The organism is Agrilactobacillus fermenti (assembly GCF_021030645.1).
In the GTDB taxonomy this organism is placed as follows: domain Bacteria; phylum Bacillota; class Bacilli; order Lactobacillales; family Lactobacillaceae; genus Agrilactobacillus; species Agrilactobacillus fermenti.
Window position 1 is genome coordinate 1 of record NZ_JACGCJ010000007.1, and the last position, 25,861, is coordinate 25,861.

At 38.1% G+C, this 25,861-nt stretch carries 26 protein-coding genes, 1 tRNA gene and 1 pseudogene; 25 read left to right on the plus strand and 3 right to left on the minus strand.

Translation table 11 applies throughout. The features are described 5' to 3' along the window. The 25 genes and pseudogenes from FHQ08_RS03420 to FHQ08_RS03540 all read left to right on the plus strand — a co-directional run. Positions 1–236: pseudogene (locus tag FHQ08_RS03420) on the plus strand (hypothetical protein); the annotation flags it as partial. Next, a complete protein-coding gene (locus tag FHQ08_RS03425; protein ID WP_230912996.1) occupies positions 202–1,461 on the plus strand; it encodes a PBSX family phage terminase large subunit in 1,260 nt (419 codons plus the stop codon). The pseudogene FHQ08_RS03420 and the gene FHQ08_RS03425, both read left to right, overlap by 35 nt. 3 nt (positions 1,462–1,464) lie before the next feature. Then, the gene (locus tag FHQ08_RS03430) at positions 1,465–3,090 is read left to right on the plus strand and encodes a phage portal protein (RefSeq protein WP_230912997.1); all 1,626 of its coding nucleotides are present in this window, start codon (positions 1,465–1,467) and stop codon (positions 3,088–3,090) included. Continuing rightward, positions 3,080–4,510, plus strand: coding sequence for a minor capsid protein (locus FHQ08_RS03435; protein ID WP_230912998.1), 1,431 nt, complete (start codon positions 3,080–3,082; stop codon positions 4,508–4,510). Before FHQ08_RS03430 ends, FHQ08_RS03435 begins: the two co-directional genes overlap by 11 nt. Next, on the plus strand, positions 4,503–4,673 hold the full coding sequence (locus FHQ08_RS03440) for a hypothetical protein (protein WP_230912999.1): 171 nt from the start codon (positions 4,503–4,505) through the stop codon (positions 4,671–4,673). Before FHQ08_RS03435 ends, FHQ08_RS03440 begins: the two co-directional genes overlap by 8 nt. Positions 4,674–4,792: 119 nt before the next feature. Further along, the gene (locus FHQ08_RS03445; RefSeq protein WP_230913000.1) at positions 4,793–5,458 is read left to right on the plus strand and encodes a DUF4355 domain-containing protein; all 666 of its coding nucleotides are present in this window, start codon (positions 4,793–4,795) and stop codon (positions 5,456–5,458) included. A gap of 11 nt (positions 5,459–5,469) precedes the next feature. Then, positions 5,470–5,787: a hypothetical protein gene (locus FHQ08_RS03450; protein ID WP_230913001.1), complete on the plus strand. Its 318-nt coding sequence runs from the start codon at positions 5,470–5,472 to the stop codon at positions 5,785–5,787. Between the two features lie 18 nt (positions 5,788–5,805). Further along, the gene (locus tag FHQ08_RS03455) at positions 5,806–6,858 is read left to right on the plus strand and encodes a major capsid protein (RefSeq protein WP_230913002.1); all 1,053 of its coding nucleotides are present in this window, start codon (positions 5,806–5,808) and stop codon (positions 6,856–6,858) included. Positions 6,859–6,999: 141 nt separating this feature from the next. Beyond that, positions 7,000–7,362 carry a phage head-tail connector protein gene (locus FHQ08_RS03460; RefSeq protein ID WP_230913003.1) on the plus strand — a complete coding sequence of 121 codons (363 nt, stop codon included), beginning with the start codon at positions 7,000–7,002 and terminating at the stop codon, positions 7,360–7,362. Further along, positions 7,359–7,661 carry a head-tail adaptor protein gene (locus tag FHQ08_RS03465; protein WP_230913004.1) on the plus strand — a complete coding sequence of 101 codons (303 nt, stop codon included), beginning with the start codon at positions 7,359–7,361 and terminating at the stop codon, positions 7,659–7,661. The genes FHQ08_RS03460 and FHQ08_RS03465 overlap by 4 nt, the downstream gene beginning before the upstream one ends. Continuing rightward, on the plus strand, positions 7,654–7,995 hold the full coding sequence (locus FHQ08_RS03470; RefSeq protein ID WP_230913005.1) for an HK97 gp10 family phage protein: 342 nt from the start codon (positions 7,654–7,656) through the stop codon (positions 7,993–7,995). Before FHQ08_RS03465 ends, FHQ08_RS03470 begins: the two co-directional genes overlap by 8 nt. Beyond that, complete coding sequence (locus FHQ08_RS03475) at positions 7,992–8,375, plus strand: DUF3168 domain-containing protein (protein ID WP_230913006.1); 384 nt, start codon at positions 7,992–7,994, stop codon at positions 8,373–8,375. Before FHQ08_RS03470 ends, FHQ08_RS03475 begins: the two co-directional genes overlap by 4 nt. Positions 8,376–8,391: 16 nt before the next feature. Continuing rightward, positions 8,392–9,000, plus strand: coding sequence for a phage major tail protein, TP901-1 family (locus FHQ08_RS03480; protein ID WP_230913007.1), 609 nt, complete (start codon positions 8,392–8,394; stop codon positions 8,998–9,000). Between the two features lie 69 nt (positions 9,001–9,069). Beyond that, positions 9,070–9,477, plus strand: coding sequence for a tail assembly chaperone (locus tag FHQ08_RS03485; RefSeq protein WP_230913008.1), 408 nt, complete (start codon positions 9,070–9,072; stop codon positions 9,475–9,477). Positions 9,478–9,530: 53 nt separating this feature from the next. Beyond that, complete coding sequence (locus FHQ08_RS03490; protein WP_230913009.1) at positions 9,531–9,857, plus strand: hypothetical protein; 327 nt, start codon at positions 9,531–9,533, stop codon at positions 9,855–9,857. After that, a complete protein-coding gene (locus FHQ08_RS03495; protein WP_230913010.1) occupies positions 9,817–14,439 on the plus strand; it encodes a tape measure protein in 4,623 nt (1,540 codons plus the stop codon). The genes FHQ08_RS03490 and FHQ08_RS03495 overlap by 41 nt, the downstream gene beginning before the upstream one ends. Before the next feature lie 11 nt (positions 14,440–14,450). Then, positions 14,451–15,227 carry a distal tail protein Dit gene (locus FHQ08_RS03500; protein WP_230913011.1) on the plus strand — a complete coding sequence of 259 codons (777 nt, stop codon included), beginning with the start codon at positions 14,451–14,453 and terminating at the stop codon, positions 15,225–15,227. Continuing rightward, positions 15,224–17,779, plus strand: coding sequence for a phage tail spike protein (locus tag FHQ08_RS03505; RefSeq protein ID WP_230913012.1), 2,556 nt, complete (start codon positions 15,224–15,226; stop codon positions 17,777–17,779). The genes FHQ08_RS03500 and FHQ08_RS03505 overlap by 4 nt, the downstream gene beginning before the upstream one ends. After that, a complete protein-coding gene (locus tag FHQ08_RS03510) occupies positions 17,772–18,014 on the plus strand; it encodes a hypothetical protein (protein WP_230913013.1) in 243 nt (80 codons plus the stop codon). Before FHQ08_RS03505 ends, FHQ08_RS03510 begins: the two co-directional genes overlap by 8 nt. Beyond that, on the plus strand, positions 17,974–19,974 hold the full coding sequence (locus tag FHQ08_RS03515) for a BppU family phage baseplate upper protein (protein ID WP_230913014.1): 2,001 nt from the start codon (positions 17,974–17,976) through the stop codon (positions 19,972–19,974). The genes FHQ08_RS03510 and FHQ08_RS03515 overlap by 41 nt, the downstream gene beginning before the upstream one ends. Continuing rightward, positions 19,961–20,368, plus strand: a complete 408-nt coding sequence (locus FHQ08_RS03520) for a hypothetical protein (protein ID WP_230913015.1) — start codon at positions 19,961–19,963, stop codon at positions 20,366–20,368. The genes FHQ08_RS03515 and FHQ08_RS03520 overlap by 14 nt, the downstream gene beginning before the upstream one ends. Beyond that, a complete protein-coding gene (locus FHQ08_RS03525; protein WP_230913016.1) occupies positions 20,365–20,601 on the plus strand; it encodes a hypothetical protein in 237 nt (78 codons plus the stop codon). Before FHQ08_RS03520 ends, FHQ08_RS03525 begins: the two co-directional genes overlap by 4 nt. Positions 20,602–20,607: 6 nt before the next feature. After that, positions 20,608–21,084, plus strand: coding sequence for a phage holin, LLH family (locus FHQ08_RS03530; protein WP_230913017.1), 477 nt, complete (start codon positions 20,608–20,610; stop codon positions 21,082–21,084). A gap of 16 nt (positions 21,085–21,100) precedes the next feature. Continuing rightward, a complete protein-coding gene (locus FHQ08_RS03535) occupies positions 21,101–22,117 on the plus strand; it encodes a GH25 family lysozyme (RefSeq protein WP_230913018.1) in 1,017 nt (338 codons plus the stop codon). Positions 22,118–22,300: 183 nt separating this feature from the next. Continuing rightward, positions 22,301–24,433: a DUF285 domain-containing protein gene (locus tag FHQ08_RS03540; RefSeq protein ID WP_230913019.1), complete on the plus strand. Its 2,133-nt coding sequence runs from the start codon at positions 22,301–22,303 to the stop codon at positions 24,431–24,433. Positions 24,434–24,675: 242 nt separating this feature from the next. On the opposite strand, the gene FHQ08_RS03545 is transcribed toward FHQ08_RS03540, so the two are convergent. The 3 genes from FHQ08_RS03545 to FHQ08_RS03555 form a co-directional block, all read right to left on the minus strand. Then, positions 24,676–24,764: transfer RNA gene (locus tag FHQ08_RS03545), tRNA-Ser, on the minus strand. Positions 24,765–24,870: 106 nt separating this feature from the next. Further along, complete coding sequence (locus tag FHQ08_RS03550) at positions 24,871–25,179, minus strand: DUF960 domain-containing protein (RefSeq protein ID WP_230913020.1); 309 nt, start codon at positions 25,177–25,179, stop codon at positions 24,871–24,873. A 15-nt stretch (positions 25,180–25,194) separates the two neighbouring features. Beyond that, positions 25,195–25,692: an aminoacyl-tRNA deacylase gene (locus tag FHQ08_RS03555; protein WP_230913021.1), complete on the minus strand. Its 498-nt coding sequence runs from the start codon at positions 25,690–25,692 to the stop codon at positions 25,195–25,197. Between the last annotated feature and the right edge of the window lie 169 nt (positions 25,693–25,861).

Consider the following 25,861-nt stretch of genomic DNA (forward strand, 5'->3'; position numbering starts at 1 on the left):
AGAAACCTAAAGTTTTGACCGTTGATGGCGAGAAAACAACCTATGACAAGGTAGTCTATGAAGAAACGGCAGATGTCATTGAAATCAGAACAAAGGTCTCTGATGCAAATAAGGCAGCTGAGTTGTTGGGCAAGCGGTATTCATTATGGACGGATAAACTAGACATCCAAAGTTCAGATATCAATATTGTGATTGGTGGTGATGACGATAATAACGATACAGATTCCGAAACCTAGCAAGGTTTTCAACAAGCAATTCTATAAATCTTTATTTGATTATAAAACGTTTACGGAAGTTTACTATGGTGGCGCCAGTTCAGGTAAAAGCCATGGTGTTGTTCAGAAAGTTATCATCAAAGCCTGCCAGCCTTGGCGATATCCACGTAAGGTTTTATGGTTGCGTAAAGTTGGGACCAGTGTTCGTGATTCAATCTTTGAAGATGTTAAGCAAGGGCTATCTAGCTTAGGCCTACTAACATATTGCAAAATAAATCAATCAAACTTTGAGATACAGCTACCAAATGGGGCTGTATTTTTGTTTAAAGGTATGGATGATCCCGAGAAAATTAAATCCATTAAGGGCATATCTGATGTAGTTATGGAGGAAGCAACAGAGTTCAATTTGGAGGACTATACACAATTGACATTACGTTTAAGAGAGAAAAAACATAAGTTCAAACAAATCTACTTGATGTTCAATCCAGTCAGTAAGCTCAATTGGGTCTACAAACATTTCTTTGAGGTGAATCAAGATGACACTAAGGTTATTCAATCTACCTATCACGATAATCAGTTTTTGGATGAGCGCTCGCGTAAAAATATCGAAATGTTGGAGAAATCAAATCCTGCTTACTATCGCATTTATGCCTTGGGTGAATTTGCCACCCTAGACAAACTGGTTTTCCCCCACTTTGAAACTAGGCGATTGAATAAAGATGATCCCAAGCTCAGAAATATCAAGTCGTTATTTGGCTTGGATTTCGGTTTTGTAAATGATCCGTCAGCATTTATTCACGTCAAAGTTGATGAGAAAAACAAAGTGATCTATTTCATGGAAGAATATGCACGCAAAGGCCTACTAAATAATCAGATTGCTGAGGCTATCAAGCAGATGGGCTACAGCAAAGAAGTGATCACTGCCGATGCTGCTGAAAAGAAGTCAATTGAAGAGATTAAACGTGATGGTATTTCGCGAATCAGACCAGCCAAAAAGGGCCCGGATAGCATTATTCAGGGTCTTTCTTTTCTTCAACAGTTTAAATTCGTCGTAGATGATCGTTGTGTCAAGCTCATTGAAGAGCTGCAAAACTACACTTATGTCAAAGACAAAAAGACTGGTGAATATCTCAATAAACCAGTGGATTCATATAACCATTTGATTGACGCTGTTAGATATGCCGTTGAAGAAATTAATGGGCAAGCGAAGCCAAAAGCTATTATTTTAAACAACACATTCATATAGGAGGTGAGTACTATCGCTGATACAGTTTCTGTGCCAGGGTCTATTACGGATAATGGCCTTTTTATTTATCCTAAGGATCAAGATCTAGGTGGAGTAGAACTCAAACAATTCGTCAATTATTATCAAAATAATTTGCTAAACCAGTACCAAAATAAAATGAATCTATATCTTGGAAAACATAATATTTTAACGTCAAAAACCCACCGAAATGGTAGTATCGACAATCGAAATGTGGCGAATCTGGCGCACTATGTCGTTGATACTTACAATGGTTACTTTATAGGTATACCTCCTAAAATTTCGTTAAGTGATACTGTCAATAATGATAAATTGCAAGCGTGGATGAATCGTAACTCATTTGTAGATGTACTAAGTGAAGTTAGCAAACAAGTTGATATCTATGGTCGTTCATTTGTATTCGTCTATCAAAATGAAGACAGTAAAACACATATTGCCTTTAGTGACCCAATGCACTCATTTATGATTTACGATGACACCGTTCAGCAAGAGCCACTAGCTTTTGTTCGTTATATTTATGATGACAGTAATAAATTTAGTGCGACTGTGTATTTTTCTGATTACGGTGTTCAAGTTGATAATGACTTTAATTACGGTGAAAAATTACCTAACGTATATGGCCACGTTCCAGCAGTTGAATTTTTTGAAACTCAAGAGCGTCAAGGCGTTTTAGATAATATTGATACATTGCAAGACGCTTTAGACAAGGCCCTAAGCCAAAAGGCAAATCAAAATGAGTATTTCGATAATGCTTATCTGGCAATTTTAGGATTACGGTTGCCTGAAAACACAGATGGTACACCCAACTTTAAATTAATTGAAAATCAAGTTATCTATAGTCCTGACGCAGATGCAGCAAATGCAAAAGTCGAGTTTCTAACAAAACCCGATGGGGATACGATGCAAGAACACTTACTTGATCGTTTGACTAATTTAATTTATCAAATTTCGATGGTGCCAAACTTAAATGATGAAGCTTTCAGTGGGAATAATTCTGGAGTAGCTTTACAATTCAAATTATTACCTATGAAGAATAAAGCACAAAATAAAGAGCGTAAGTTTACCCAGTCTTTACGCAATCTTTATGCAGTTTTATTTAGCACCGGTACAATTATTCCTGAATCGAATAAAGATGCCTGGGAAGAGCTAAAATTTAAATTTACACGTAATATGCCGGTCAACTTAGCAGATGAAGCCGACGTTGTACAAAAGTTGGATGGTCAAGTGTCAGATGAAACTAAACTTAGTGCCCTATCATTAGTCGATGATCCTAAATCAGAATTGGATAAAATAGCGAATGAACAGTCTGAACGAACTAAGAGAGCTATTCAAGATAGTGCTTCTGCGACAGATATTCAAAAGAGCACTGCATCGGCATCGGCTTTGGCTAGTGATGGTGATACGACGATTCAGAAAGTTAGCTTAAATGGCGCTCAAATTACATCGTTAGTAAACATCGTTCAATCGGTTGCTGCTAAGACACTGCCATACGATTCAGCGTTAGCCATGTTGACAGCTTCATTTCCATTCAATGAAGCCCAAGCTAAAGAGATGTTGGGTAATGCTGGGAAAGGGTTCAACTTGAGTAAGGATGACGTTAATGGCATCTAATATTCATAATGAGGCCTACTGGAAAAGGCGTGAAGCTGATGAAGCGAATTTTATTAACGATAACATCAAAACGGATGAAGACTTCAACAAAATCATTCAAAAATATTATGATGACTTAATTAAAAGTATTAATGATCAAATCAATGATGAATATTTAAAGTATGCAGATCGCAACAATTATACGATGACACAGGCACGTAAAAAAGTTACTGAACAGGATGTTCAAGCATTCTCTAATAGGGCCAAAGAAATTGTTACAGAGGCACAAAAACTTTATAAAGAGAAGGGCAAGGTAACTTATGCTGACTTCTCAAATGAGATAAATCAACAATTAAGGCTTTATAATGCAACCATGCGTATCAATCGTTTAGAGTTAATCAAGGCACGAATAGCTCAGGAAGTGTTAGCAACCAGTATACACGTCAATCAAGCATTCGAAGCTAAGCTGACTGGTGACTACTTATCCGAGATTAAACGTCAATCTGGTATTTTAGGGCAAAATATTATATCCCCAAGTACCAAAAGTATCAGTAAAATTGTCTATGCTCAAACAGGTGGTGCTAATTTTAGCCAAAATCTATGGAATGATGACGCAGTACTTCGTGCCAAACTCAATCAGGCATTAACACAAAGTATACGGCAAGGTTTGAGTCCTAAGTCACTAGCTGACAAATTAAAGCCTCTAGTCAAAAATGATGTCCGAAATCGAACTAATGTAGCTGAACGTTTAGCGAGAACTGAATCTGCTCGAGTTCAGGCAAAAGCTCAAGTAAATAGTTTTAAAAATAATGGCTATGATTACTGTAAATGGATAGCTGAGCCAAGTGCCTGTTCAGTCTGTCGAAATATTGCAGATCAGAAAAACTTTAGGGGTATGGTCGGTGTTTATAAAGTATCTGAGGTACCGTATTTACCGGCACATCCTAATTGCCGTTGTTCGCTCTCTGCCTGGTATACGCCATTAAATGACAAAGAATATGCTGCTATAACGCGATATGTTTCTCCCGATGCATACGCTTTAAATGATACACTTAGACGTGGAAGTAAATTAACAGATGCTCAAAATGAATGGATTAACAATTTGGACACTGCATTAGATAAACTGCCACCTTATCAAACGGATAAGTTATATCGTTCTATCTCTCTACCCAATGATCAAATTTCTGAGTTTGTCAATCAATATATCGTTGGAAAAGAGGTAGATTTATCTCAGTATATTTCAACGTCAAAAGATGTTTATGACTCGAATGATACCGTCAGGCTTGTCATAAAAAGCTCAAAAACTGGTAGAGATATTTCACATTGGAATCCATCTGAATCCGAAGTATTATTTAAACGAGGTACTAGGTTTCTTGTTACTAACCGATATCTTAGCAAGGATAAACATAAGCCTATAATTGAGGTGAGAGTCATTGACTAATAAAAAGCCATATTCTGATAAACGATGGCATGATCCTCTTCTTGGAAAGTCTGTTGGGAAGGGTAAAAAATTGACCGCTGAAGAAAAGAAACGCGATCAAGAGTTTGTAGATGCTGTTTATAAAGCAGCTAAAGAAAAAAATAAAACTAACGATGAACAATAAGATCATGAAAATTAATTCATGGTCTATTTTTATGCCTTTTTTCCTCAGGTCAGGCTTTAAAGAAACCTGTGAGTAGGATAGACATCCAAGTCTTAAAAAAGAGTAGAGGAGTTTTTAATATGAATTACAAGCAATATGTTTTGAGCGTCTTGGGTAATCGCTCTTTTGCACCTGATACGGGTAGTGATGGGGCTGATCCTTCTGTCGGTGACACAAGCCAAGAGTCAAGTGACCTTGAACCAGAGTCGAAGCTCGATGAAACAAAAAGTGCAAAACCTGAGCCTGATAAAGATGATACTCAAAAAAAGGACAAAACATACTCTGAAAGTGAATTGAATCAGATTATCCATGAACGTTTGGAACGCGATCGCCGTCAACGTGAGAAGGAACTTAATGAAGCTGAGAAATTGAAAAAAATGTCTGATTCCGATCGTTCTAAATATCAGGTTGAAAAACTACAAAAAGAGTTGGCCGACCAAAAAGCAATCAATGATCGAAATGAAATGTCCAAAGTGGCTCGTAGTTTATTTACTGATGAAGGAATTCTTGTTGACGAGAATGATCTGTCACTTGTTGTAACGACAGAAGCCTCATCAACCAAAGCTAATACAAATACCTTAATTGATCTGATTAATCGCGTTAAAGCCGAGGAGAAAAAGAAATATTTATCTGGCCAAACGCCAAAAGTAAGTCATCAATCACTTAAAGACCCAGGCATACAGGCTGCAGAAGTGCGCAATCAAGCAAATACAATCACCCAAGATCCATGGCATAAAAATAATTAGGAGGGATTTTCATGTATGTAGATAAAAGGAAAACGGCAACACAGATTAATTTTTTAGATAGTGAAAAGTTTATTTCTTTTACTAAGTATGCCGACCCATCTGTCCTGGCAGATCAGACGAAAGACGGTATGTTACCAGCTGGTTCAATTTTTCCAAAGAATGATGGTAGTGCTGAGGGAATTACAATCAATGATGTAGATTTGAGCAAAGGTACTCAACCAGTTGGAGTAATTGTTGAAGGCTATATCAACGCAAAACGATTACCGACAACACCAGCTGCAGCTGCTATTACTGCTCTATCCAAAATTACATTTAGCAATATTAAATAAAACTAAGGAGTTGATAAAATGTCACGAATTACTGACTTATTTACACAACCGACATTGATCAATTACATCAATAATCGGACTTTTCCAACATTACTTGGTGAAACTTTATTCCCAGCGACAAAGATTCAATCATTAAAATTACAATATCTGAGAGCCGGTTCTAACGTTCCTGTTATCGCACCTATTGCTGCATTTGACACTGAAGCACAAATCGGTAGCCGAGAAGCGGCCATCCAAGAGGCAGAATTAGGCTATATTAAACGTAAAATGCAACTAAAAGAAGAAGATTTAATTGCGTTAAATAACCCACGAACAGTACAAGAAGAGCAGTATCTCAAGCAACAAGTTTATAACGATGTCGACAACTTAGTTGCTGGAGTTAATGCTCGGGTTGAATTAATGCGCATGCAGGCTTTATCGACGGGTAAAGTCACTGCATCTGAGGATAATCCAACCACGGTAGTTGACTATCAGGTACCACTTGAACACCAGGTCAAACCTGCTAAAGTTTGGACAGATGAAGCTTCAGATCCAATTCAAGATATGCAAGATTGGATTTCCACAATGAACATTGCACCTACTCGAGCATTAACTTCTAATAAAGTACAAACCGCTCTATTGCGGCATAAAGGCATTGCTCAGTATTTTAAGACAGCTGGAATGATTCCAACTATTGGTAACTTAAATGCCCTGTTGCAACAATTTGGTCTACCAACATTAGTCACCTACGATCAACAATATCGTGAACAGCAAGCTGATGGCACTTATAAAAAACAACGGTATTTTCCAGAGGATGCTTTCGTAATGTTTGGACCAGATACATTAGGAAACACGGTCTATGGACCAACACCAGAGGAAAATCGTTATTTATCTGGTGGCACACAAGATTCAAATATCGGCAATGTCTTTGTCACAATCTATGAATCTAATTTAGATCCGATTGGTACTTGGGAAAAAGCAGCGGCCACTGCTTTACCTTCGTTTGCAGATGCTGATAATGTTTTGCAAGTTAGTGGCTTGTTAGCTGCAACAAAAGATGATAAGCAAGAAGCGGGTGGTACGGGAAACTAACACCGCCGTCTAATCAGGGCGGCGTGAATGATTCAAATACAGTGGCAGAGATCACGGCTTATCTTGATGCGAATCACATTAATCATGATGGTATTACAAAAAAAGCTGATTTGTTGGCTTTAGCTTTAAAGAGGTAACGTTATGAGTAATTTAGACGATGTAAAAACGCTATTAGATATCACCAATACTGATAGAGATAAACTGCTGTCATTGATTTTAAAAAATACCGAATCCTCATTAAAAATAAAGATAAATCTAGAATCCAATAAAGTGATACCTGATGAGCTTAATTATATTGTTACAGAGGTAGCTGTGGCGCGGTTCAATCGAATTGAAAATGAGGGTATGAAACAATACTCTCAATCGAGCCAAGGTATTACGTTTTATGATAGTGATTTTGACCCCTATCTTGCCGATATTGAATTATGGCGTAAGAATAACGACGCCAAATTGAATTCGTTAGGTAGTGTCCAATTTATTAATGGATATGGTGGTCAACCATGAGATATAACACACTTGTAACTTTCATCAATAAGGAAAATGAAGCATATAACCCTGATACTGGTCGTTATGAATCGCTTGAAGAAAAACATCAGCTTTACGCCAGTGTAACTAGTGAAGGCATTGAGGAAGCAGCGTTGATTACTGGTGGACCTGATCAAGAAACTATCGTCATTAGGCTAAGAGAGAAGCCTGGGTTTTCTTTTGATAAATTTATCATTGGTCAAAAGCAATACAAGGTTCTAAAACCAATACAGCTAAGGCATCAATATACAATTATTGGTGGTGAAATGCATGGCTGACTATCAACTAAATTTAAGTGGCGATAGAGAACTGATTACGCTCATGAAAAAGATGACTGATTTGAATGGTGTCAAGCAAGCTATTAAAGAAGCTGGGGCCCAAATGGATCAAGTTTCGGCAAAAGCAACACCAGTCCAAACAGGTAATTTAAGGAGATCAGGACTACTAGAGCTAGATGATGATGGCTTAGGGGTTCAAAAGGGCTACAACACGAATTATGCAGCTTATGTTGAGTTTGGTACTCGCTTTTTTGCGGGAAGATTTTATCTAAAGCGTGGATATCTTGCAGGCAAAGAAACATTGATGACTTCTTTGCAGAGGTGGGTAACATGAATCCATATGAAGAACTTCATAATTGTTTATTTAAATCGTTTACCAAACTAGGTTATCGAGTTTTTGACTTTTTACCACGTAATGTTAAAAATCCATATCCATTTATTTATCTAGGTGAACAGTTTAATACAGATATTCCGACAAAAACACGTCAGCTTGGTGAATCGGCATTAGTGATTCATATTTACAATGACTACCATGAACGTGGGAAAACTGCAGCAATTCTATATGAAATAGCCATGTTTTTATACGAGCTGGAATATACCGGTCACTTTAAATGGCAATTGCAAGCTCCAATAACGCAAAACATGGTTATGGATGAGACCACAAACGACAAGCTTTGGCATGGTATTGTTCAAACGACAATCAAACATTTGTAGAAAGGTGGAATTCAACATGGCAAAAGATAAAGGCGGCGCTGTTAGTGTAGACGCTTCTCAAGGTGCAAAAAAGGTACTTTATTTACGTCTACGCTCAGAGCGTCCATTTAAAGATGCTCAAAGACTCCCGTTACAAACAAAGCATACAATCAAAGAGGACCGCTCTGTTGATACGGCCCAAACAAAAGACGGTGGTGTAGCAGCGGGTGGTGCTTATACATCTTCAATTGATATTGAAGCTTTAGATGTAAAAAATAACCCAGTTGCGGATATGATGCACTACGCAATGCAAAATAATCTAAAACTAGAGGCTTGGGAATTAGATTTTGATGACCCAGTATTGGATGATGCAGGCAAACCAATTCCTAATACTTACCATTCCTTGTACAATACAGGTTTGTTAAATGGTTGGGAAGCTGATGCTGACGTCGAAAACAATTCAACAATCAAGACAACTTTAGTTATGGACGGCCCTATGTTGGGTGGGCAAGAGGTTGTCGAAAGTGATGAAATTGATGAAGTTAAACTTTACTATCATATTTTGAAGGGCGAACAAGGTATTGCACCTGAACCATTATATGAACCACAAACAAAAACTGAAACGCCAGTCAATCCAACCCCATAATTGTAAGAATATTGAATAAAATTGACAGGAGCCTCAGTGCTTCTGTCTTTTTTTGTAAGGAGAGAGAATATGTTAAAAATTAATGGTAAAGAATATGAAACCGCATTTGGATTCTTATTCCTGAGAAAGATCAATGCACTAAAAGACATCATGACGATAGATGATACTTCTACTGCCAAACTAAAAGGATTGCTGGTTTCTTTCTTTCAAGGCGATCCAATGGCGGTATTGGAACTTACAAAAGCCTGCCTAGCTGTTAACAAGGACTTAAAGGAAATGGATATCGAGCATTATATTGAATCCGAAGCTAACTATGATGAACTCATTGATTTTTTAAACAAAAGCTTGGCCAGCTCCAATCTGACATCGAAAGCTTACAAATTAGCAGAAAGCACGTTCAATCTGATCATGACCAAAGGCAACAAAGTCACAGACAAAGATTTCCAAGAACTGATGAGGAACAGTATCAAGAGATAGTGACTAATTGTTTTCGGTGTTTTCCTGATATCAAGCTGCCAGAAATTGAACGCATGACATATTTTGAATATGTTTTAAGACTCCGTGGATTTGCACTAAGAATGCTCGATCAAAAGCAGCAAGACTTAAATAAAGCCATCTGGGCCTTCGAGTTAAATGCCTATGATAAAAATGGAAAGCCACTTGTCAAAAAAGCTACAGACCTTTTTGATTACGAAAGGGAGGTTAATCAAGTTCTCGGGAACGGTCAAGAGAATGAGCGTGTCTCAGAGTTAGAAGCACGGAAACGAGCCGCCGACAAATTGCAACGAATCTTGAATGAAAGGAGGAATTCTAACAATGGAATCCGGGAGCATCACAGCAAGACTGAGAGCAAATGATGAAAATTATACTTCAACCTTCAATAAGGCTATTGGCACCCTTAAAAGTTTTACACAGCAACACACTGGAGCAATGAATGTTATGGGTAGTTTTAAAGGCATGGTTGCATCGGTTGCTGCCGGAATGGGTGTCTATAAAGCTGCAAGTGCTGGAGTCAACCTAGTTATGGGGCAAGTACACTCAGCTTTTGCCAGATTGGATACAATGCAAAACTTCAATCGAAGCATGACCGTATTGGTCGGTAGTTCTGAAAAAGCAAATGAAACATTAAATGAACTTAAAGATATTTCACATGGTACTGCGTATGGATTGGATGTTATGGCTCAGGCTACCCAAGGGTTTGCAACTTCTGGGGTAGATGTTAAAAAGTCGGTTGATTATGTTAAAGATTTTGCTAATGCAGTCTCCTTTTATGGTGACGGAACTAATGAACAACTAAAACAGGTTACTTACCAAATGCAACAAATGGCTGCTAAAGGTACAGCAAATATGGGCGATTTGAATACTGCTGTACAAGCGGGTATTCCTGTTTATCGAATCTATGCTCAAGCAACTGGTCAATCTACAGAGGAAGTTATGAAAGCTTTGTCGGCCGGAAAAATCAGCAGTGAGGACTTCTTCAATACGCTCCATAAAGCCTTTAATGAAGGTGTAGAAGGGTTCCCCGCAATTGCTAATGCCGCAAAAGAAGCTGGTGCGACTTGGCAGGGGACCTTTGATAACATGAAAGCTGCTATTACACGTGGGTTAACGCAGACAATTAATGGATTTGATTCATTAGTACAAGCTACCTTTGGTAAAAGCATCAAACAAACGATTGCCGATTTTGGTAGCCATTCGGAATCAGTTCTAACAGGTTTTGGTACTAGTATTAGTAAAGCCAGTGGCATTTTCACACCATTTGTCAGCATTATTAGGACTTCATTCAGTGGTGTCGATGATTCAATTAAGAATGCTATCGGCAATATTATTAATTATTTAAAGACCATGTTCTCTTCAATGAATGATTCAAGTCATTTAGACAAATTTAAAGGTGCTATGGATAGGGTAGCCGAAGCCATCAAGAAAGTTGCCGACTTTGTTGGTAATAATTTTGCTAGTGCGATGAACTTACTTCAAAAGTATGCTGAAGCATTAGGCATCGCGTTTCAGGGAACCGGTAAAATTATCGGCGCGGCATTCAAAACAATTTTTGACACCCTTAGTGATCTTTTTAGTTCTCTAAGCGATACCAGTGCTATCAACGTTTTCCAGAACGCCATGACTGGCGTTGCAAATGTTGTTAAAAACGTAGCCGGTTTTGTTCGTGATCACTTCAAGGGTATGATCGACACTATCAAGGAACATCTTGAAATTGTCCATAATTCTTTTAAAGGTGTTGGCTCTGCAATTGGAGAAGCTGTATCTGCAGTTATAGATGCATTTAAATCTATGTACGGAAACATGACCAAACAGGATGAAATCAATACCTTTAAGAGTGGCATGGGTATAGTTGCTGATGCGATAAAAAATGCGGCTGGCTTTATCAAAGAACACGCAAACCAAATTGCTTATCTTATTAAATCCATTGGTCAGCTATTGCTTGCTTATCAGGGAATCAAAGCTATTAAAACATTGAGTGAGCCATTCATTGCTGCTGGTAAAAACGTAATGGACTTTTACGGTAAACTTAATGATTTAGGTAATCTTATGTCTATAGGCTGGCAACAAAAAGTTGGTGGTTGGACTGGCTTGTGGGAAACAATCAAATCTCCATTTCTGTCTGTTGGTCAAACTATATCTGATTTTGGCTCTAAAATTAATAAAACACGAAAAGAACTGGAGCAATTAGAAAATATTGGTCCAATACGAGCATTCTTACAAGCTTTTGGCGATCATTTATTGGCGCTATTTCCAAACCTAGATTTGTTCATAACAAATATGTCCAAGGCAAGAGAACAAATGAAATTACTTGATGATGGTAATGCCGTCACTCGCTTTTTCCGTGGGTTCACAGCAAGTTTAGAAACAACATTTCCCAAACTACGGACTTTTACCAATAATATTCGAGAACCTAAGAAAGCAATGGATAAATTTGTTGAAGGGCTAGCTAAAATGGGGCAGAAAGCCACGGGCACTGGTCCTGTAATAGTTAGTGCAAGCAATGTCATCAAAGGTGCCTTAACAGGAATTAAAAATGGTTTTAAATCTATGCTTAGCACTGGTGTATCAGCAATCACGAAACTGAATAGTGCTATGTTAACCAACCCCATTACGGCGCTATTAGTAGCTATTACTGCAGCATTAGGTGCTGTTGCATTAGCTTGGTCAACCAATTTTGGTGGCATGCGCGATGTAGTTAACGGTTTCTGGGAACGAGCCAAACCTGCATTTAGCGCTATTAAGGATGCTTTCAAGCGGTTAAGTGATTCATTCAAAGATATGCCTGCTAGTATGAAAAAATTCCACCTAGGTTTAGTCGCAAGTATCCTGACACCACTGGCATTAGTTGCTGATGCTCTGAGACTAATAGTTAACCTTCTCATCTCTTTCGCAGAGATTATTGTACGTACTGGTAGTGCAATATCTAAGGCATCAAAAGGTGATTTCAAAGGTGCCGCAGATGAGATGAAAAAAGGCTTTTCAGATGCTGGAAATAATATTTCTGATGTTTTCACTCATTCAGTAACGGGGGCTCTATGGGATACGGTAAATGCTGCAGGAAAAACAGCTGATAAAAGTAATGAAGTGGCCAAAAGAATGGCTAAAGACGCCAATAAAATTACGGATAGCTTTAGCAAAATGAGTGATAAAGCCAAAGAAGCTGGTGAAAACTTACGTAGTGCTTTTAATAACATAGATACGCAAGATGTATACAAGTACTATTCTGATTTGGTTTCATTAGTCAATACTAGCCTTAGTGCTATGACCCAAGCACACAAGGACTATGCAAGCAAGCTTAAAGAAGCACAGAAGAAAGACATATCAGAGCGCAAAACAGTTCAACAAAATGCCCTTAATGATTTATTGAAGGATCATCAAAATAGTTACAATAACCTTTTATCTGTTTATGAAAGTTATGCACAACAGCTAAAAAATAATACAGATGTTAACGGCAATAAATTATCTGAGGATCAACGTCAAGCACTGCAATCACAGTTTGATCAAGTTTATGCCACTTTACAAAAAGAAAACGGTGCTGTAGTTCAAGCGGGTCTAGATAAAATCAAATTGAAACAAAACCTATCGGTGCAAGAACAAGAACAGGTCAGTGCAGCATTAACAGCAGAGTACAATTTAAATTCTGATGCAATCGCTCGAAACAATGATTTAATCAAGCAAAAACAAGATGAATTAAACACTGCTAAAGACGAGTCACAACGTAAGGCCATTGAACAAGAAATCAAGCAATTGCAAGATAAAAACGCTTCAATTTTAAATTCAGAGACCACGTTCGGACAACAGTTAGTACAGATTACTTCGCAGAATGGTAAAGCAAATCTTGATGCTTTAACCAATGCTATGGAGCAGCAAAAAGGTATGACTAAGCAAGAACTACAAGGCATACTACAAGAATGGCGGGACCATGGAGGTAGCATTAACCAGGAGACGCTATTGATTGCTCAATACCTGCAGCAAAACGGTGTTCAAGGGTCTGATAACTGGCATAAGGCTCTAACTACCAAAAAACCTGAGGAAATCAAGGCAGCTTTTACTGATGAAATCCAACAAGGTATTCAAGACCTTCCTAATAAACTGTTTCAGGGTGGTTCTAAAGGCAAGGACAAGTACATTGAAGCTATCAAATCTGGCGACTATACTGGTGCTGGAAAATATTTGAATGATAAAACTAGTGCTGGCGCTGATTCAAATAGGAAGAAAATGAGTGATAGTGGTAAAAACGCTGCTAAAGATTATGTAAAAAACGTTAAGAACCAAAAAGACGCAGCGAAAGCTGCTGGAACAATTCTAGCGGACAACACCAAAAGTGGAGCTGACTCAAAGAAAAAACAAATTGGTGATGTGGGTGATACAGCAGGCTATCGGTTTCAAAGTGGCGTTAAAGGACGTAAAAATGATTCAAAAAATGCAGGTACGGATTTATCAAATTCTGCGAAGAATGGTGCTAAAAGCGTCGGTGGCTTTGATAATATTGGTGGTAATATGGCTGCCGGAGTTGCAACCGGTATTCGTAGCAATTCTTGGCAAGCTGAGAGCGAAATGCAAAATCTGGTTGATCGAGTTAATGAGAAAGCGCGTCAGGCGGGGAAAATCCATTCTCCATCAAGGTTAATGCGAGATTCTATTGGTAAAAACTTAGCTTTAGGTATTGCGGTTGGTATTAAGCAATATGCACAATCCGCTGTTGATGAAGCCCAAAATTTAATTACTGGTATCCAGCACGGCGTAGCAGGTGCAACAAGCTGGATGAATAATTCACAACTATTTAACACGAATCTAAAACAATCAGTTGATATTAATGACAACCGTAAACAGCAGCCATTACAGGTGCAATTAAATATGGGCGGTACTGTATTTAGTGCGTTCGTAGATAATATTTCTACGCAGCAAAGCATCGATCTAGAGATGGATCGTTATTAGGAGGTGGCATGGTGAAACAATATATTCCTTTTCGAAAAACTAGCAAGGGTGAGTCTTTTGATGTTCCTGCAGAAGCAATGTTTATTCAGCAGGATGGCAAACAACAAGCTTTAGAGGAACTTGTCTTAGGATATCAAACACTTCAAGTTACAGGCAGAGAATTAATTAAATATAATATTGCTGAAGAAAGTGTTGAAGGTCGAGGTGGGACGTTATTTAGGAATGCAACATTGCCATCTAGAGATATTAAAGTGAAGTATTTACTCCAAGCGGAAGATGAATTTAAATTCCGAGAGCAATACAATACTTTGATGAAGGTTTTATCTGCGCAAAAGTTATTATTTAACTTTAATGATGAGCGTGAGTTTTTTTTCACGGGTACACTAAGCAACGTTGACGAAGTAGATGGCGGTCTTTTGAGTGTTATTAGCAGTTTTACCATCCATTGTCCAGACCCCTATAAATATACTGAACCAAAAACAGTTCAATTGACGAATAACCAAAAAATTGATGATCCTCAACTCATTTATCCAACAATTCCTGATAAAATTGTTTTAAACGGTGTCAGTGGCCATGGTGTAATAAAAAATACGAAAACAGGCATGTGGATTGGTGTCAGTGGCTCTGGAAGTATTTCTTTATTCCCAAATACCGGGGGAAGTTCAGTAGATTCCAATAATATTGACTACCTGAGTTATCTAGAATATTTCACTATTGAAAATGGAGATTTGATTACACTTGAAAATGCAGCATCAATTTCCATTGGCTATCGGAGGCGTTTGTTATGAGTACGCCTTTATTATTGTTGGATCAACATGAAAAAGTATTTCGTCGGGTGCCTGCGACATACATGAAGGAGTTTGTTGAAACTCAAATTATTCGTGATGCATATACATTACAAGGTACAGCGCTAATTAAAGATAATTATATTGAGGACTTTGATAAAGCAACATATTTTGCAATCACAGACGACACTGATGATGATTCTAGATTCAGAGTTTATTACAAACAATATGCTAAAAGTGCTAATGACAAGACGATTAGCTTTCAAGGAACCTATGCGCCCTATGTTGAACTGGCTGGTTATGGTTTCATCGAAGATAAACGTCCAGTATTAAAAGAACTAGACTACTTTTTAGGTCTAGTCTTTGAGGGAACGCGATGGTCAGTGCGCCAAGTACCTGATGATATTCCAAATGGTACTCAAAATTTTTATTACGTTAGTCGATTAGATGCCTTGAAAACGATCATAGATCTCTTTGATATTGATGTGAATTTTGTTTATACAATTAAAAACAATCAAATTACAGGTCGATATGTAGATGTGTATGGCACAATGGGACGCGACACTGGTAAGCGTTTTGCATATGGGTCAAAAGCACTCACTATTCTTCGGGAACAATCCTTTTTAAATTTATATACTGCAGTAGTACCTCGTGGTGATGGCGTCCAAAAGAAAGACGAATCGGGTAAAACAACGGGTGGTTACACCCGGAAAATAACCATTAACGATATTGATTGGCACGTATCTGATAATGACCCAGTTGATAAACCGAAAGGACAAAAATATTTGGAATTGCCAGATAGAACTGCTCTTTTTGGTTATCCAGATGGCACACCCAAAACCCTTATTAAAGACTATCCTGGTATTAAAGATCCACAAGATTTAATGCGAGCTGCTTATCTTGATCTGCAAGAAATGGCACGACCTAAAATTCAATTCACCAGTACAATAACAGACATTGGTAACGTTAAGCTTGGTGATGCCATTGTAATTGTTATGCCGCAGTATAAGTTTGCTTACAAGACACGTATTTTTAAACTTCAGCGCAATTTGTTAAATAATGAAAATACAGTTGCTGAGTTTGGCGATTATATTGTCAAATCGGCCTATCAACGGGCTTATGAAATGTTATTTCGCGTTCAGAATCTTGATGATAACATGGACGATAATATGTCTGGAATCAATGACAAGGTTGATGAAAACAAAGGAATTCAAGATACTTGGAATGAAGGTCAAGAAAAATGGAACGATAATCAACAAGACTGGAATAAACTCCGTGAAGAGTGGGAAAAAAGGGCAGATGGACTTATTAAACAAGTTCAAGATGACGTAGCCAGTGCACAAAAAGATATTTCTGATTATATTGCCGGTCAAGATCAATTAGGTGAAATTGTCTTTCTAGGTAAAGACTTTTTACCGACTCGAAACCAAGTTTACAATATTATGGCTCGAACTAATATTGACGGTGGCCGAGGTCGGTTAATTTTTAATTCCAAGGGTTTGGGGTATTATGATGGCAATATGTTGGTTAAAACGGCAATTACTAATGATGGCCGTGTTTATGCTGATTATTTTATCGGCAAGAAGATTGAAGGTATTGACATTATCGGTGCTCGAATTAATGGCGGCATTATAAATGGTGGAGAGTACTTTTCAACAGATTCAGGTGGGCATGCGGCTCATTTTAATGCTGCTACACTTGATTTTGGTGTTGGTAATTCAACAAGCAATATTAATCGGCGCTTTTCAATGGATTGGATGGGTATGCATTTTTACTCTGATCAAAACTCACACCTTGTTGGATATATTGGTGTCACTCAATGGATCAAAGACACTGCTCGCAAGGGGTTAGCCTTCAATGTAAGTGATGATAAAGATTTTATGGTTTGGGGATTCAATGTTGGCGGCAGTTATGATGAATATTCATCGGACATATTACTTGCCAAAAATCCTATTGGAACACTACATGCGGGTTTTAATTTAGGTGTTGATATGTACGCTAACTTCCATAGTATCTATGATAATTATCAGCAAAAGAGTTGGGTTCAATTTTATAGTAACGGCATTGCCTTAAAAACGTATAATTCAGAAATCAATGCTTTAACAGATGGATCAACAGGCGTTAAGGGATCAAGGTTCTATGTTGAAGGCGACTTTGGTGTTGGTGGTAATAAAAATGCATTGATTCCAACTCGTGATGGTGTTCGTGGTTTTTCAGCAGTGGAGTCTGCCGAAGTTTACTTCGAGGATTTTGGAAGTACCACAACTGACGTTAACGGAATAGCAGATGTCACTATTGATGACCTATTTTATGATGGTGCCAACACTGACATTGAATACTATGTTTTTTTACAACCACACGATTTTGTTAGTGCTACTGTAACTTCTAAAAACGCACACAGTTTTAGTATTAAAACAAATATGCCAAATGTTGCAGTAGATTGGCGGCTAACAGCTAAAAGGCGTGGCTATGAACAAACACGACTACCTTTACAGAAGATGAATAATGATAAGATTGAAGATTTCTTTGGCCCTAAGGAGGTAAATAATGAATAAAGATGAATTTTCAAAAGATGAATTGGTCAAGGCACTTACACAACAAATAGAACAACAAAGTTCGGATATGGCGAATATTCAGATTACGAATCAACTATTTCTAAACAAATTGACCAACTACTCTATTATTATTAATAAATTAAAGGCTAACCATCCAGATATTTATGAATCTCTTGCAGGAGGTGATGACAAGGATGGCCACAAACTACAAGCAAATCCTAAATCTAAATCGTAAAAAGAATGGTTTAAATAAGCCAACTTTTATTAGACAGGGTGACAGTGGGTCAATTATATATGCCCAATTATTGAAAGATGATAATACACCGTATAACCTCAGTGGTTTAACGGTGTATTTTAATATTGAAAAAGCTGACGGAAAAATTCGAATTGACGCAGCGGCAAATGTAAATGATGCTGCCAATGGTCAAATTTCGTACACTATTAACCAACAGGATACGGCTGCAGCTGGGAAAGCGCACAGAGCCTACTTTACAGTTAAAGATAAGGGTCAACTGATTGAATCAACAGGAGATATGGATTTTGTAGTACAATCTGCCGCTGATGTTAATGCCGAAAGCAACGATTACATTCCAAAATGGCAACAAGCATTAAATGAAGCTCAGCAGAAATTGAATGATAAAATTTTAGATCTAACTGAACAGTTTAATACTCTAAAAAATGATTTAACAACTAAACTCACAACTCTCACAAAATTAGTAGATGATGCGACTACTAAAGCTACGGCTGATATTAAGACAATTAACGACCGTATTACCCAGTTGAATGCCGATATTAAGGCTGATATCGAAAAACTCGAAAAAATGGTTTCTGATGCGGATACAGCTGCACAAGCAAAAATCCAAGAGTTGAAAGATGATTTCAAGAAAGCACAAGATGCTCTGGATGATGCCATTAACAAGTGGGACTTGGCTGCTCGAGCACGCATGAAGATTACAGCTGATAGTTGGTACGAGGATTTAAAGGCTGAGGCACAGAAACAAGCGGATGCCCTTGCTCAAGCTAAGACTGACTGTGAAGCCGAATTAGCTAAGGCTAAAGCTGACTTTGAAACTCAAGTTGGGACCGTTTCAGCGGATATGCAGAAACAATTAGATGCTAAAGTTGCAATCTTAACGACGGCGCTAGCTGATGTTGATACCAAAAAAGCCCAGGTGGATTCAATTTTGGATGACATCAAAGCTGAAAATGATAAATTCAAAACTGACCGTGAGGCCGACTTTAAGAAACTTCAAGATCAGTTTGATACTTTGAAGGACTTAGCCAGTTCGTTTAACTTAAAAGATGTCCTTGACCGTATGGGTAAGTTAGAGACCAGTCAGAAAAGTCAGGATACGACGATCAGTGGGCAAGATAAACGAATTACAGTTATTGAATCTACTTATCCTGAAGAACACGTAAATTATGATACGCTAGCTGCCACGATAAAAGATGGTGTATTGGTTCAACCAGTATTTCTCGATCAACGCCAATTTAGAAGCCCAAAATATGGTGATCAAAATACTTCAAAAAGTTATATTGGCGTACCATATGACCCTTCGACTGAGGTCAGCGAAAATCCAAGCTTTTATCAAAATGTTCGCAATGGATACCTAACTAGGACAAATGTCGTTATGTGGTTTGACCTTGCTGGAACAAAGATTAAGGATATTTCGTTTGTAAATGGAACCTATGGTGAAATAGAACCTGGTAATAACGCTGAATGGTATTTTGGATATACAAGTACCTTTGGAAGACTTAATAATATTATTCAACAAGAAGCTTTATATGGATTAAGTAGGCCAGCACCTCCAGGATTTAGTTACTCAACGATTAATGGACAAGTAATTGCGACCTTAACAGATCAGAAGTTTATTGATGGTATTAACAAAGCGGGGTTCTTCAATATATCGTTAGCTACAACAACTGCATTTAAAGGAAAGATTCCCTTTCCAAAGTTTAAAGTAACGCAGGTTGTTGGTAAGTTATCTGATATGTTCGTTTTGAAATCCGACTTTGAAACTTATAAAGCTCAGGTAGCAACAGATCAAAAGGCCCAGAACGATAAGATCACAACTTTGACAACGGATATTGCCACACTCAAACAGCGGACCACGGCTCTACAAGGTTTCTATGATGACGTCATGAAGGACAATCCTTTGATATCAGGATCAGGTGGCGCGAATGCAAAAAATTAAATTGGTCACGGACTCAATTCGATATAGTTGGGTCCGTTTTTTAATATCATCATTATCCATTGCCCTTGGCGCTTATATCATTACCCACCAAAACTATCTGGATGACCGCATCACGCATGCGAGTCTAGTAGGCTGGTTAGATGATCGTAATATCGGTATCAGCATCGTGTTTGCGGGGATGTTGATGATGATATCCGTTGTTTCAAAAGTCCGACTTTATCGACTATTAACACTGCTACTTAATGCGTTTGTCTCTGGGGCCATCTGGTTTGTATTTTACGTACGGGATTGCGATGGGGCGCATAACATGACTTGGATCTATGCCTGTTTTGTCGTGATGGCGATCTTTGGAGTAGCTTTAACGGGAACGGAGGAGAGGGCTGGTAAGTCTTGAGGAATTTGAAGGACTGGATCATTGGGTTACTCAGCTCTGGTGGTATTGTCGCATTGATCACAGGAATATTAAGCCTGGTTGGTGATAAATTGAAAGATGATAAAACGACCCGAATCAAAGAGCTAGAGTTAGAGAACGCAGATTTAAAAGAGGATATTCAACGCCGTGATGAGGCAATCGATATGCTCCACGAGCAGTTGGAATTCTATAAGGAAATGTGTACGAAGGAGTAATTAAATATGAGTGAACTACATTGGGCAGAGATTTTTAATAATATCGTCATTCCAGTCATCGCGTTGGCGGTGACTGTTTTTGTGATTCCTTGGCTACGCGCCAAGGCCCAATCGGAAAAAGATGTAAACAAAAAGCAGACCTATGAAGCACTGGCACAGAAGTTACAGACAGTTGCTGATCTAGCTAACGTGAATGTAGTACAAGCAGAAGCTAGTGCAGATCCTGGTGCTGCCGGCGTGGACAAAAAACAGCAAGCCGTCAAACAGACCATGGAAGATGCTGCTAAACTAGGTATTTCTACTCAAGGGATGAATATCCCAGCTATCATCGAAACCGCCTTTTCTGCTAAGAAACAGCAGCTACATCAAAATTACCCAACTAATACTACTAGTCCAGAACCATCAGCAGTGGCTGAATCAGAACAAGACAAGACATCAACCACGGAATCTGAATACGCTGATGTGCCTAAACCACTAAATTAGATAGGAGGAAACAGTGATGGCAGAATCATTTGCAGATGTTTCTTCTCACAATCGAGCTGATATCTCATATATTGCCGATTTAGGTGCTAAGGGTGTTGTGGTTAAAGCAACAGAGGGGACGACTTATCAAAACGAAAAAGCCCTAACACAAACGCAAACAGGTTTGAAAGCAGGACTTCAAGTACATTTATATCACTATGCGCAATTTCAGAATTATCAGCAGGCTATCAATGAAGCCAACTACTTTCATAATTTTGCCAAAGAACTTGGTTTTGCTGGTAATTGTGTCATGGTGGCAGATGTGGAAGCCCCAGAGATTCAATATACAGATACTTGGCACAATACCGACACGTTTTTGAAACGACTGATCGAACTTGGTTGGCCGAAAGTTGCCCTATACTCCATGGCTTCATGGTTCTGGGCTAGTAAATTACCAACGAACTATCCATTGTGGGTTGCCAATTATGGTGTGAGTCAGCCAGGGGTTGATAACGCAGCGGCTTGGCAACACACATCTAACTTCAATGGTTTGAACTTAGATATGAGCTATGACTTTACCGGTTTATTTACCACAGAACAATTTGGCGCTACTAGCGGCAACGCAGCAAGTCAAGTAGGTCAACCAGTCAATCCTGATGATGTTATTACGATCACTGCTGGTGATGCCGTGGGGTTTCATGCTGATGGCAATATTATTGACGGCAGTTTTAATATGTTGCAGAAGGGCAAGCAGTTCAAAGCTAATGGCATTAAATTAATCGCCGGCGAACCCCAGTATTTGATCGGTGCTGATTTTTATGTGCCACAAAGCTATACTGATCAAGCGGGCATCATCACCGTTCGCGGACCAAAAGACGCTGGACTTCGCTCAGTTGATGAGAATGGCAACGGCTGGCGCCTATCAGAGTATTATTTCAAAGGTCAGTCACAATGGAAAGTATTAGACACTAAGCTGATCAATGATCATTTGTTCTACCAAATCTCAGACCTAGACTATATGGACAGTGATTCTACTCACGGGTCTGGGAAGTAATATGACGTACTAAATTCGATTAATTAACTAACTAAAATAAGCCTCTTACCTAAATCAGGTAGGGGCTTTTTATAATGCCATCATAATTTGCTTGTAACAAATTTAACAAACAGTGGTATCCTTGACTTGTGCGTTGAAAGCGATTGAAGCTTTTAACAAAAATACATATTTGGAGGGATAAGGATGAAACATATTTCAACAAAAGATTTGGGTAATAAGCGAGTTTTAGTTGGCACTGCAGTCGTCGCGTTAAGTTGTACGGCATTATTGACGGGATTCAATGGTATGAATCTGACTGGAGCACCGCAGCAAACAATGGCCGCAACTAATACGATTGCAAGTGGTACTTTTGGCACAGCTAATTGGGATATTGATTCCGCTGGCACTTTGACAATACACGCTGGGACATTAGGTGCTGGCAAAGGCAACTGGGATCAGTATAAGAATAAAATCAATGCTGTCAAAGTCGACAAAGGCGTTATAGCCAATCAGGATTCAAGTCACTTATTTGATGGATTATTCAATGGATTACGTGATGGTGAATTTAGTCTGGATGTCAGCAATCTTGATACATCACATGTTACTGATATGAATTCCATGTTCAAGGACTGTGCCCGTATTCGTAGTTTAGACGTTTCGAACTTTGATACCTCGCATGTTACAGACATGAGTCATATATTTGACGGTTGTGATTGGGTAAGACACCTAGACGTTTCAAAGTTCAATACTGCTAACGTTACCAATATGAGTTCTATGTTTGCCGAATGTACAGTTCTAGATACACCCAATGTCTCTAACTTTAATACTTCCAAAGTGACAGATATGAGCAATATGTTCTATTACTGTAGTGGTTACGGTTTTACCAATATTGATTTATCTAACTTTGATACTTCTAAAGTAACTGACATGTCTGGCATGTTTAATTACTGTGCGAAGTTAAATAGTTTAGATCTTAAAAATTTTGATACTTCTAAAGTTGAAAATATGAGTGGTATGTTTGAAAGTTGCGGTAAATTAACTAATTTAAACATTAACAATTTTAATACAGATAATGTGATTAACATGTTAAACATGTTTAATGACTGTGGGTCTTTAAAACAGTTGAATGTTTCGAGTTTCAACACTTCTAAGGTCAGAAATATGTCAGGTATGTTCAATGGCTGCTCGAGTCTTCAAACATTAGATCTCTCAAACTTCAACACTTCAAGCGTATCTGATTATTACACGGGGATGGATTCATTTGATACGGGTATGTCAAGTATGTTTACTGGCTGTTGGTCTCTAAAGCAACTAGACTTATCAAACTTCGATACCAGTAATGTGACAAATATGGATGGAATGTTCGCATCTTGTGATGACCTGAAATCATTGAATATAAGCAGTTTTAATACGCAAAAAGTTACAAATATGAACTCTTTATTTGAAGGTGACAAATCACTCAGTAAACTGGATTTATCAAGTTTTAATACTTCAAACGTCTCTAACATGGTTCGGATGTTCTACGGTTGTACCGATCTTTCTGCGTTAGATCTTTCAAATATTGATACTTCCAACGTACCTAACGGATATAGTAACCAGATGTTTATGAATTGTCCAAATCTATGGGAGCTAAAATTAGGCCCTGCAACAAAAACAAATATTGAAATGAGACTTCCTGATGCACCTGGCAACAATACGCCAATCAAAGACGTAAATGATCCTACTGGAAACTACCAAAGTATTTCAAACAAATGGCAAGTCGTTGATCCAGCTAAGGGCGGTACTGATCATGATCCTAAAGGTGCTCTTTATTCGGCTAGCGATATCATGCAAAACCACGCTAACGGCTCGGCAACGACTACCACTTACGTTTGGCAGCAGCAACCGGAAGACCAAGGTGTGGCTGACCTAAAGGATCTATATACTAATGTTAAGTCAGCTATCTGGAATGCCAATGCTTTATTTACATCATCACCAGCTAATTCCTTTAAGTATAAGAATGACTTTGGCGGACGTTCGATTTTTGGGGCTTTAGATAATGCCTACAACACCAAGAACCGTACTGACTTGATCAATATGATGCATCAATCAATTGCTAAAGTCCATCAATCGATTGGCTCATTACAGGTCAACGAAACCACTGCAAATTCACTAGGGCTCAACGTTGATCAACTAAAGACTGACCTAGCTAAAGATGCAGTGCCATATGATTATAGTAATCAAGATGATATTACTGGCATTAACAACCAATTGACTGCTTATAATCAAGTACGTAGTAAATATGCCAAACTAATCAGTCAAGGTGTCTTTGAGAAATCAGCTTACTGGTCAAATTAAATATTAAAAAAGCCTCTTGTCCAAAATTGGATAGGGGCTTATTTTTTACATTTGTTTTTCTCTTACTATTTATTTACCTGTGCAAAATTCAAAAATGGTAATCAATTGTACAAAATCTAATTTGATTACCATTTTGATTACGTTCAGATGCTATAACATGATATTTCATGTTCTTTTAAAAAATAAAAATCCCTCATTTAACGGTATTTTGACCGCTCATGAGGGACTGGAAAATATGGGAAAGGAGAGTACAGGATTTGAACCTGCGCGCCGGATATTAACCGGTTCGCCGGATTTCGAGTCCGGTGCATTACCACTCTGCCAACTCTCCACAACAAGAAATAGTATACCAAAAAACAGAGTGGCCGGAAAGTAGGATTTTAAATTTTTTCATAAAAAAATAAGCCGGCATTAATCAGCCAGCCTATCAAGATTAATTAATTCGCTTCTGATGGTAGCAAAATCGTTTGGCTGGTGCCATCATCGTAGGCGAGAATCTTGTTAGGATAATCTTCATTCCACGGCAGTGGTTGATCGAAAGTCATTTTTAAATCAACATTATCCTCATAAAATGTGATGGTCAACTTACCATCTTTAGGTTTTAATTCAAAATGCAACAAATTCTCCAATGGAATCACACCTTGAAGATTTCGATCAATAATATGCCAAAACGAATCAATAACTTCTCCTGGCAGGCTTGAAATGACACCAACAGTTGCAAAACGACCAAATCTAGATTGAAACATATTTACACTTCCTTACTAATCTGTGATATCAGCGTAAGATGCATTTAAAAATGAAACAAGCGCATCCGGCGCAACTTTGACGGAGCGTCCAATTTTTCCTGCAGATACGATAATTTGTGGTTGTGACTGCGCAATTGTGGAAAAATAGATTGGATAATTATGTGTTTCATGAATGCCTACTGGTGTATTTGCACCATGCTCATATCCCGTGGTTTTAACTAAGTCTTTTAAGGGTACCATACCAACTTTTTTATTGCCCGAAACTTTACTCATTTTTTTATAGTCAATATGTTTGTCTAAGGGCACGACCCCGACGACAGGACCAGTCTTATTACCAGTTAATACTAGTGTTTTATAGATGGTATGTTCATCGATCCCCATATGATCCACGTTTAGTTGTTGCACATCGCCTTCTTGATGCGTTGCAAATACCAAAGATTCATAAGAAATATTAGCTTTATCAAGAATTTTTTCAACTAACGTTTTGTGTAAATGTTCTTTTTTCTTACTCATTATCTGCCTCCACACTTATATCATATCAAATTTTAGTTTTATTCAAAATCATTGTATAATAATGTTTACGAAGGATGTGAGTAGATTGATTTTTGCCAAAAAAAATAAATCATCGCATGAAGTATATAATCCCATAAAAGATCACGATTTTACGAATTTGATGAATACT

Bases quoted from the DNA above. Each gene is read 5' to 3' on its own strand.
- FHQ08_RS03515 (WP_230913014.1), top strand. From the start codon at position 17,974: ATGGCCACAAACTACAAGCAAATCCTAAATCTAAATCGTAAAAAGAAT.
- FHQ08_RS03495 (WP_230913010.1), top strand. From the start codon at position 9,817: ATGGAATCCGGGAGCATCACAGCAAGACTGAGAGCAAATGATGAAAAT.
- FHQ08_RS03510 (WP_230913013.1), top strand. From the start codon at position 17,772: ATGAATAAAGATGAATTTTCAAAAGATGAATTGGTCAAGGCACTTACA.
- FHQ08_RS03425 (WP_230912996.1), top strand. From the start codon at position 202: ATGACGATAATAACGATACAGATTCCGAAACCTAGCAAGGTTTTCAAC.
- FHQ08_RS03455 (WP_230913002.1), top strand. From the start codon at position 5,806: ATGTCACGAATTACTGACTTATTTACACAACCGACATTGATCAATTAC.
- FHQ08_RS03540 (WP_230913019.1), top strand. From the start codon at position 22,301: ATGAAACATATTTCAACAAAAGATTTGGGTAATAAGCGAGTTTTAGTT.
- FHQ08_RS03480 (WP_230913007.1), top strand. From the start codon at position 8,392: ATGGCAAAAGATAAAGGCGGCGCTGTTAGTGTAGACGCTTCTCAAGGT.
- FHQ08_RS03490 (WP_230913009.1), top strand. From the start codon at position 9,531: ATGACATATTTTGAATATGTTTTAAGACTCCGTGGATTTGCACTAAGA.
- FHQ08_RS03505 (WP_230913012.1), top strand. From the start codon at position 15,224: ATGAGTACGCCTTTATTATTGTTGGATCAACATGAAAAAGTATTTCGT.
- FHQ08_RS03520 (WP_230913015.1), top strand. From the start codon at position 19,961: ATGCAAAAAATTAAATTGGTCACGGACTCAATTCGATATAGTTGGGTC.
- FHQ08_RS03435 (WP_230912998.1), top strand. From the start codon at position 3,080: ATGGCATCTAATATTCATAATGAGGCCTACTGGAAAAGGCGTGAAGCT.
- FHQ08_RS03485 (WP_230913008.1), top strand. From the start codon at position 9,070: ATGTTAAAAATTAATGGTAAAGAATATGAAACCGCATTTGGATTCTTA.
- FHQ08_RS03535 (WP_230913018.1), top strand. From the start codon at position 21,101: ATGGCAGAATCATTTGCAGATGTTTCTTCTCACAATCGAGCTGATATC.
- FHQ08_RS03445 (WP_230913000.1), top strand. From the start codon at position 4,793: ATGAATTACAAGCAATATGTTTTGAGCGTCTTGGGTAATCGCTCTTTT.
- FHQ08_RS03465 (WP_230913004.1), top strand. From the start codon at position 7,359: ATGAGATATAACACACTTGTAACTTTCATCAATAAGGAAAATGAAGCA.
- FHQ08_RS03555 (WP_230913021.1), bottom strand. From the start codon at position 25,692: ATGAGTAAGAAAAAAGAACATTTACACAAAACGTTAGTTGAAAAAATT.
- FHQ08_RS03470 (WP_230913005.1), top strand. From the start codon at position 7,654: ATGGCTGACTATCAACTAAATTTAAGTGGCGATAGAGAACTGATTACG.
- FHQ08_RS03475 (WP_230913006.1), top strand. From the start codon at position 7,992: ATGAATCCATATGAAGAACTTCATAATTGTTTATTTAAATCGTTTACC.
- FHQ08_RS03550 (WP_230913020.1), bottom strand. From the start codon at position 25,179: ATGTTTCAATCTAGATTTGGTCGTTTTGCAACTGTTGGTGTCATTTCA.
- FHQ08_RS03460 (WP_230913003.1), top strand. From the start codon at position 7,000: ATGAGTAATTTAGACGATGTAAAAACGCTATTAGATATCACCAATACT.
- FHQ08_RS03530 (WP_230913017.1), top strand. From the start codon at position 20,608: ATGAGTGAACTACATTGGGCAGAGATTTTTAATAATATCGTCATTCCA.
- FHQ08_RS03450 (WP_230913001.1), top strand. From the start codon at position 5,470: ATGTATGTAGATAAAAGGAAAACGGCAACACAGATTAATTTTTTAGAT.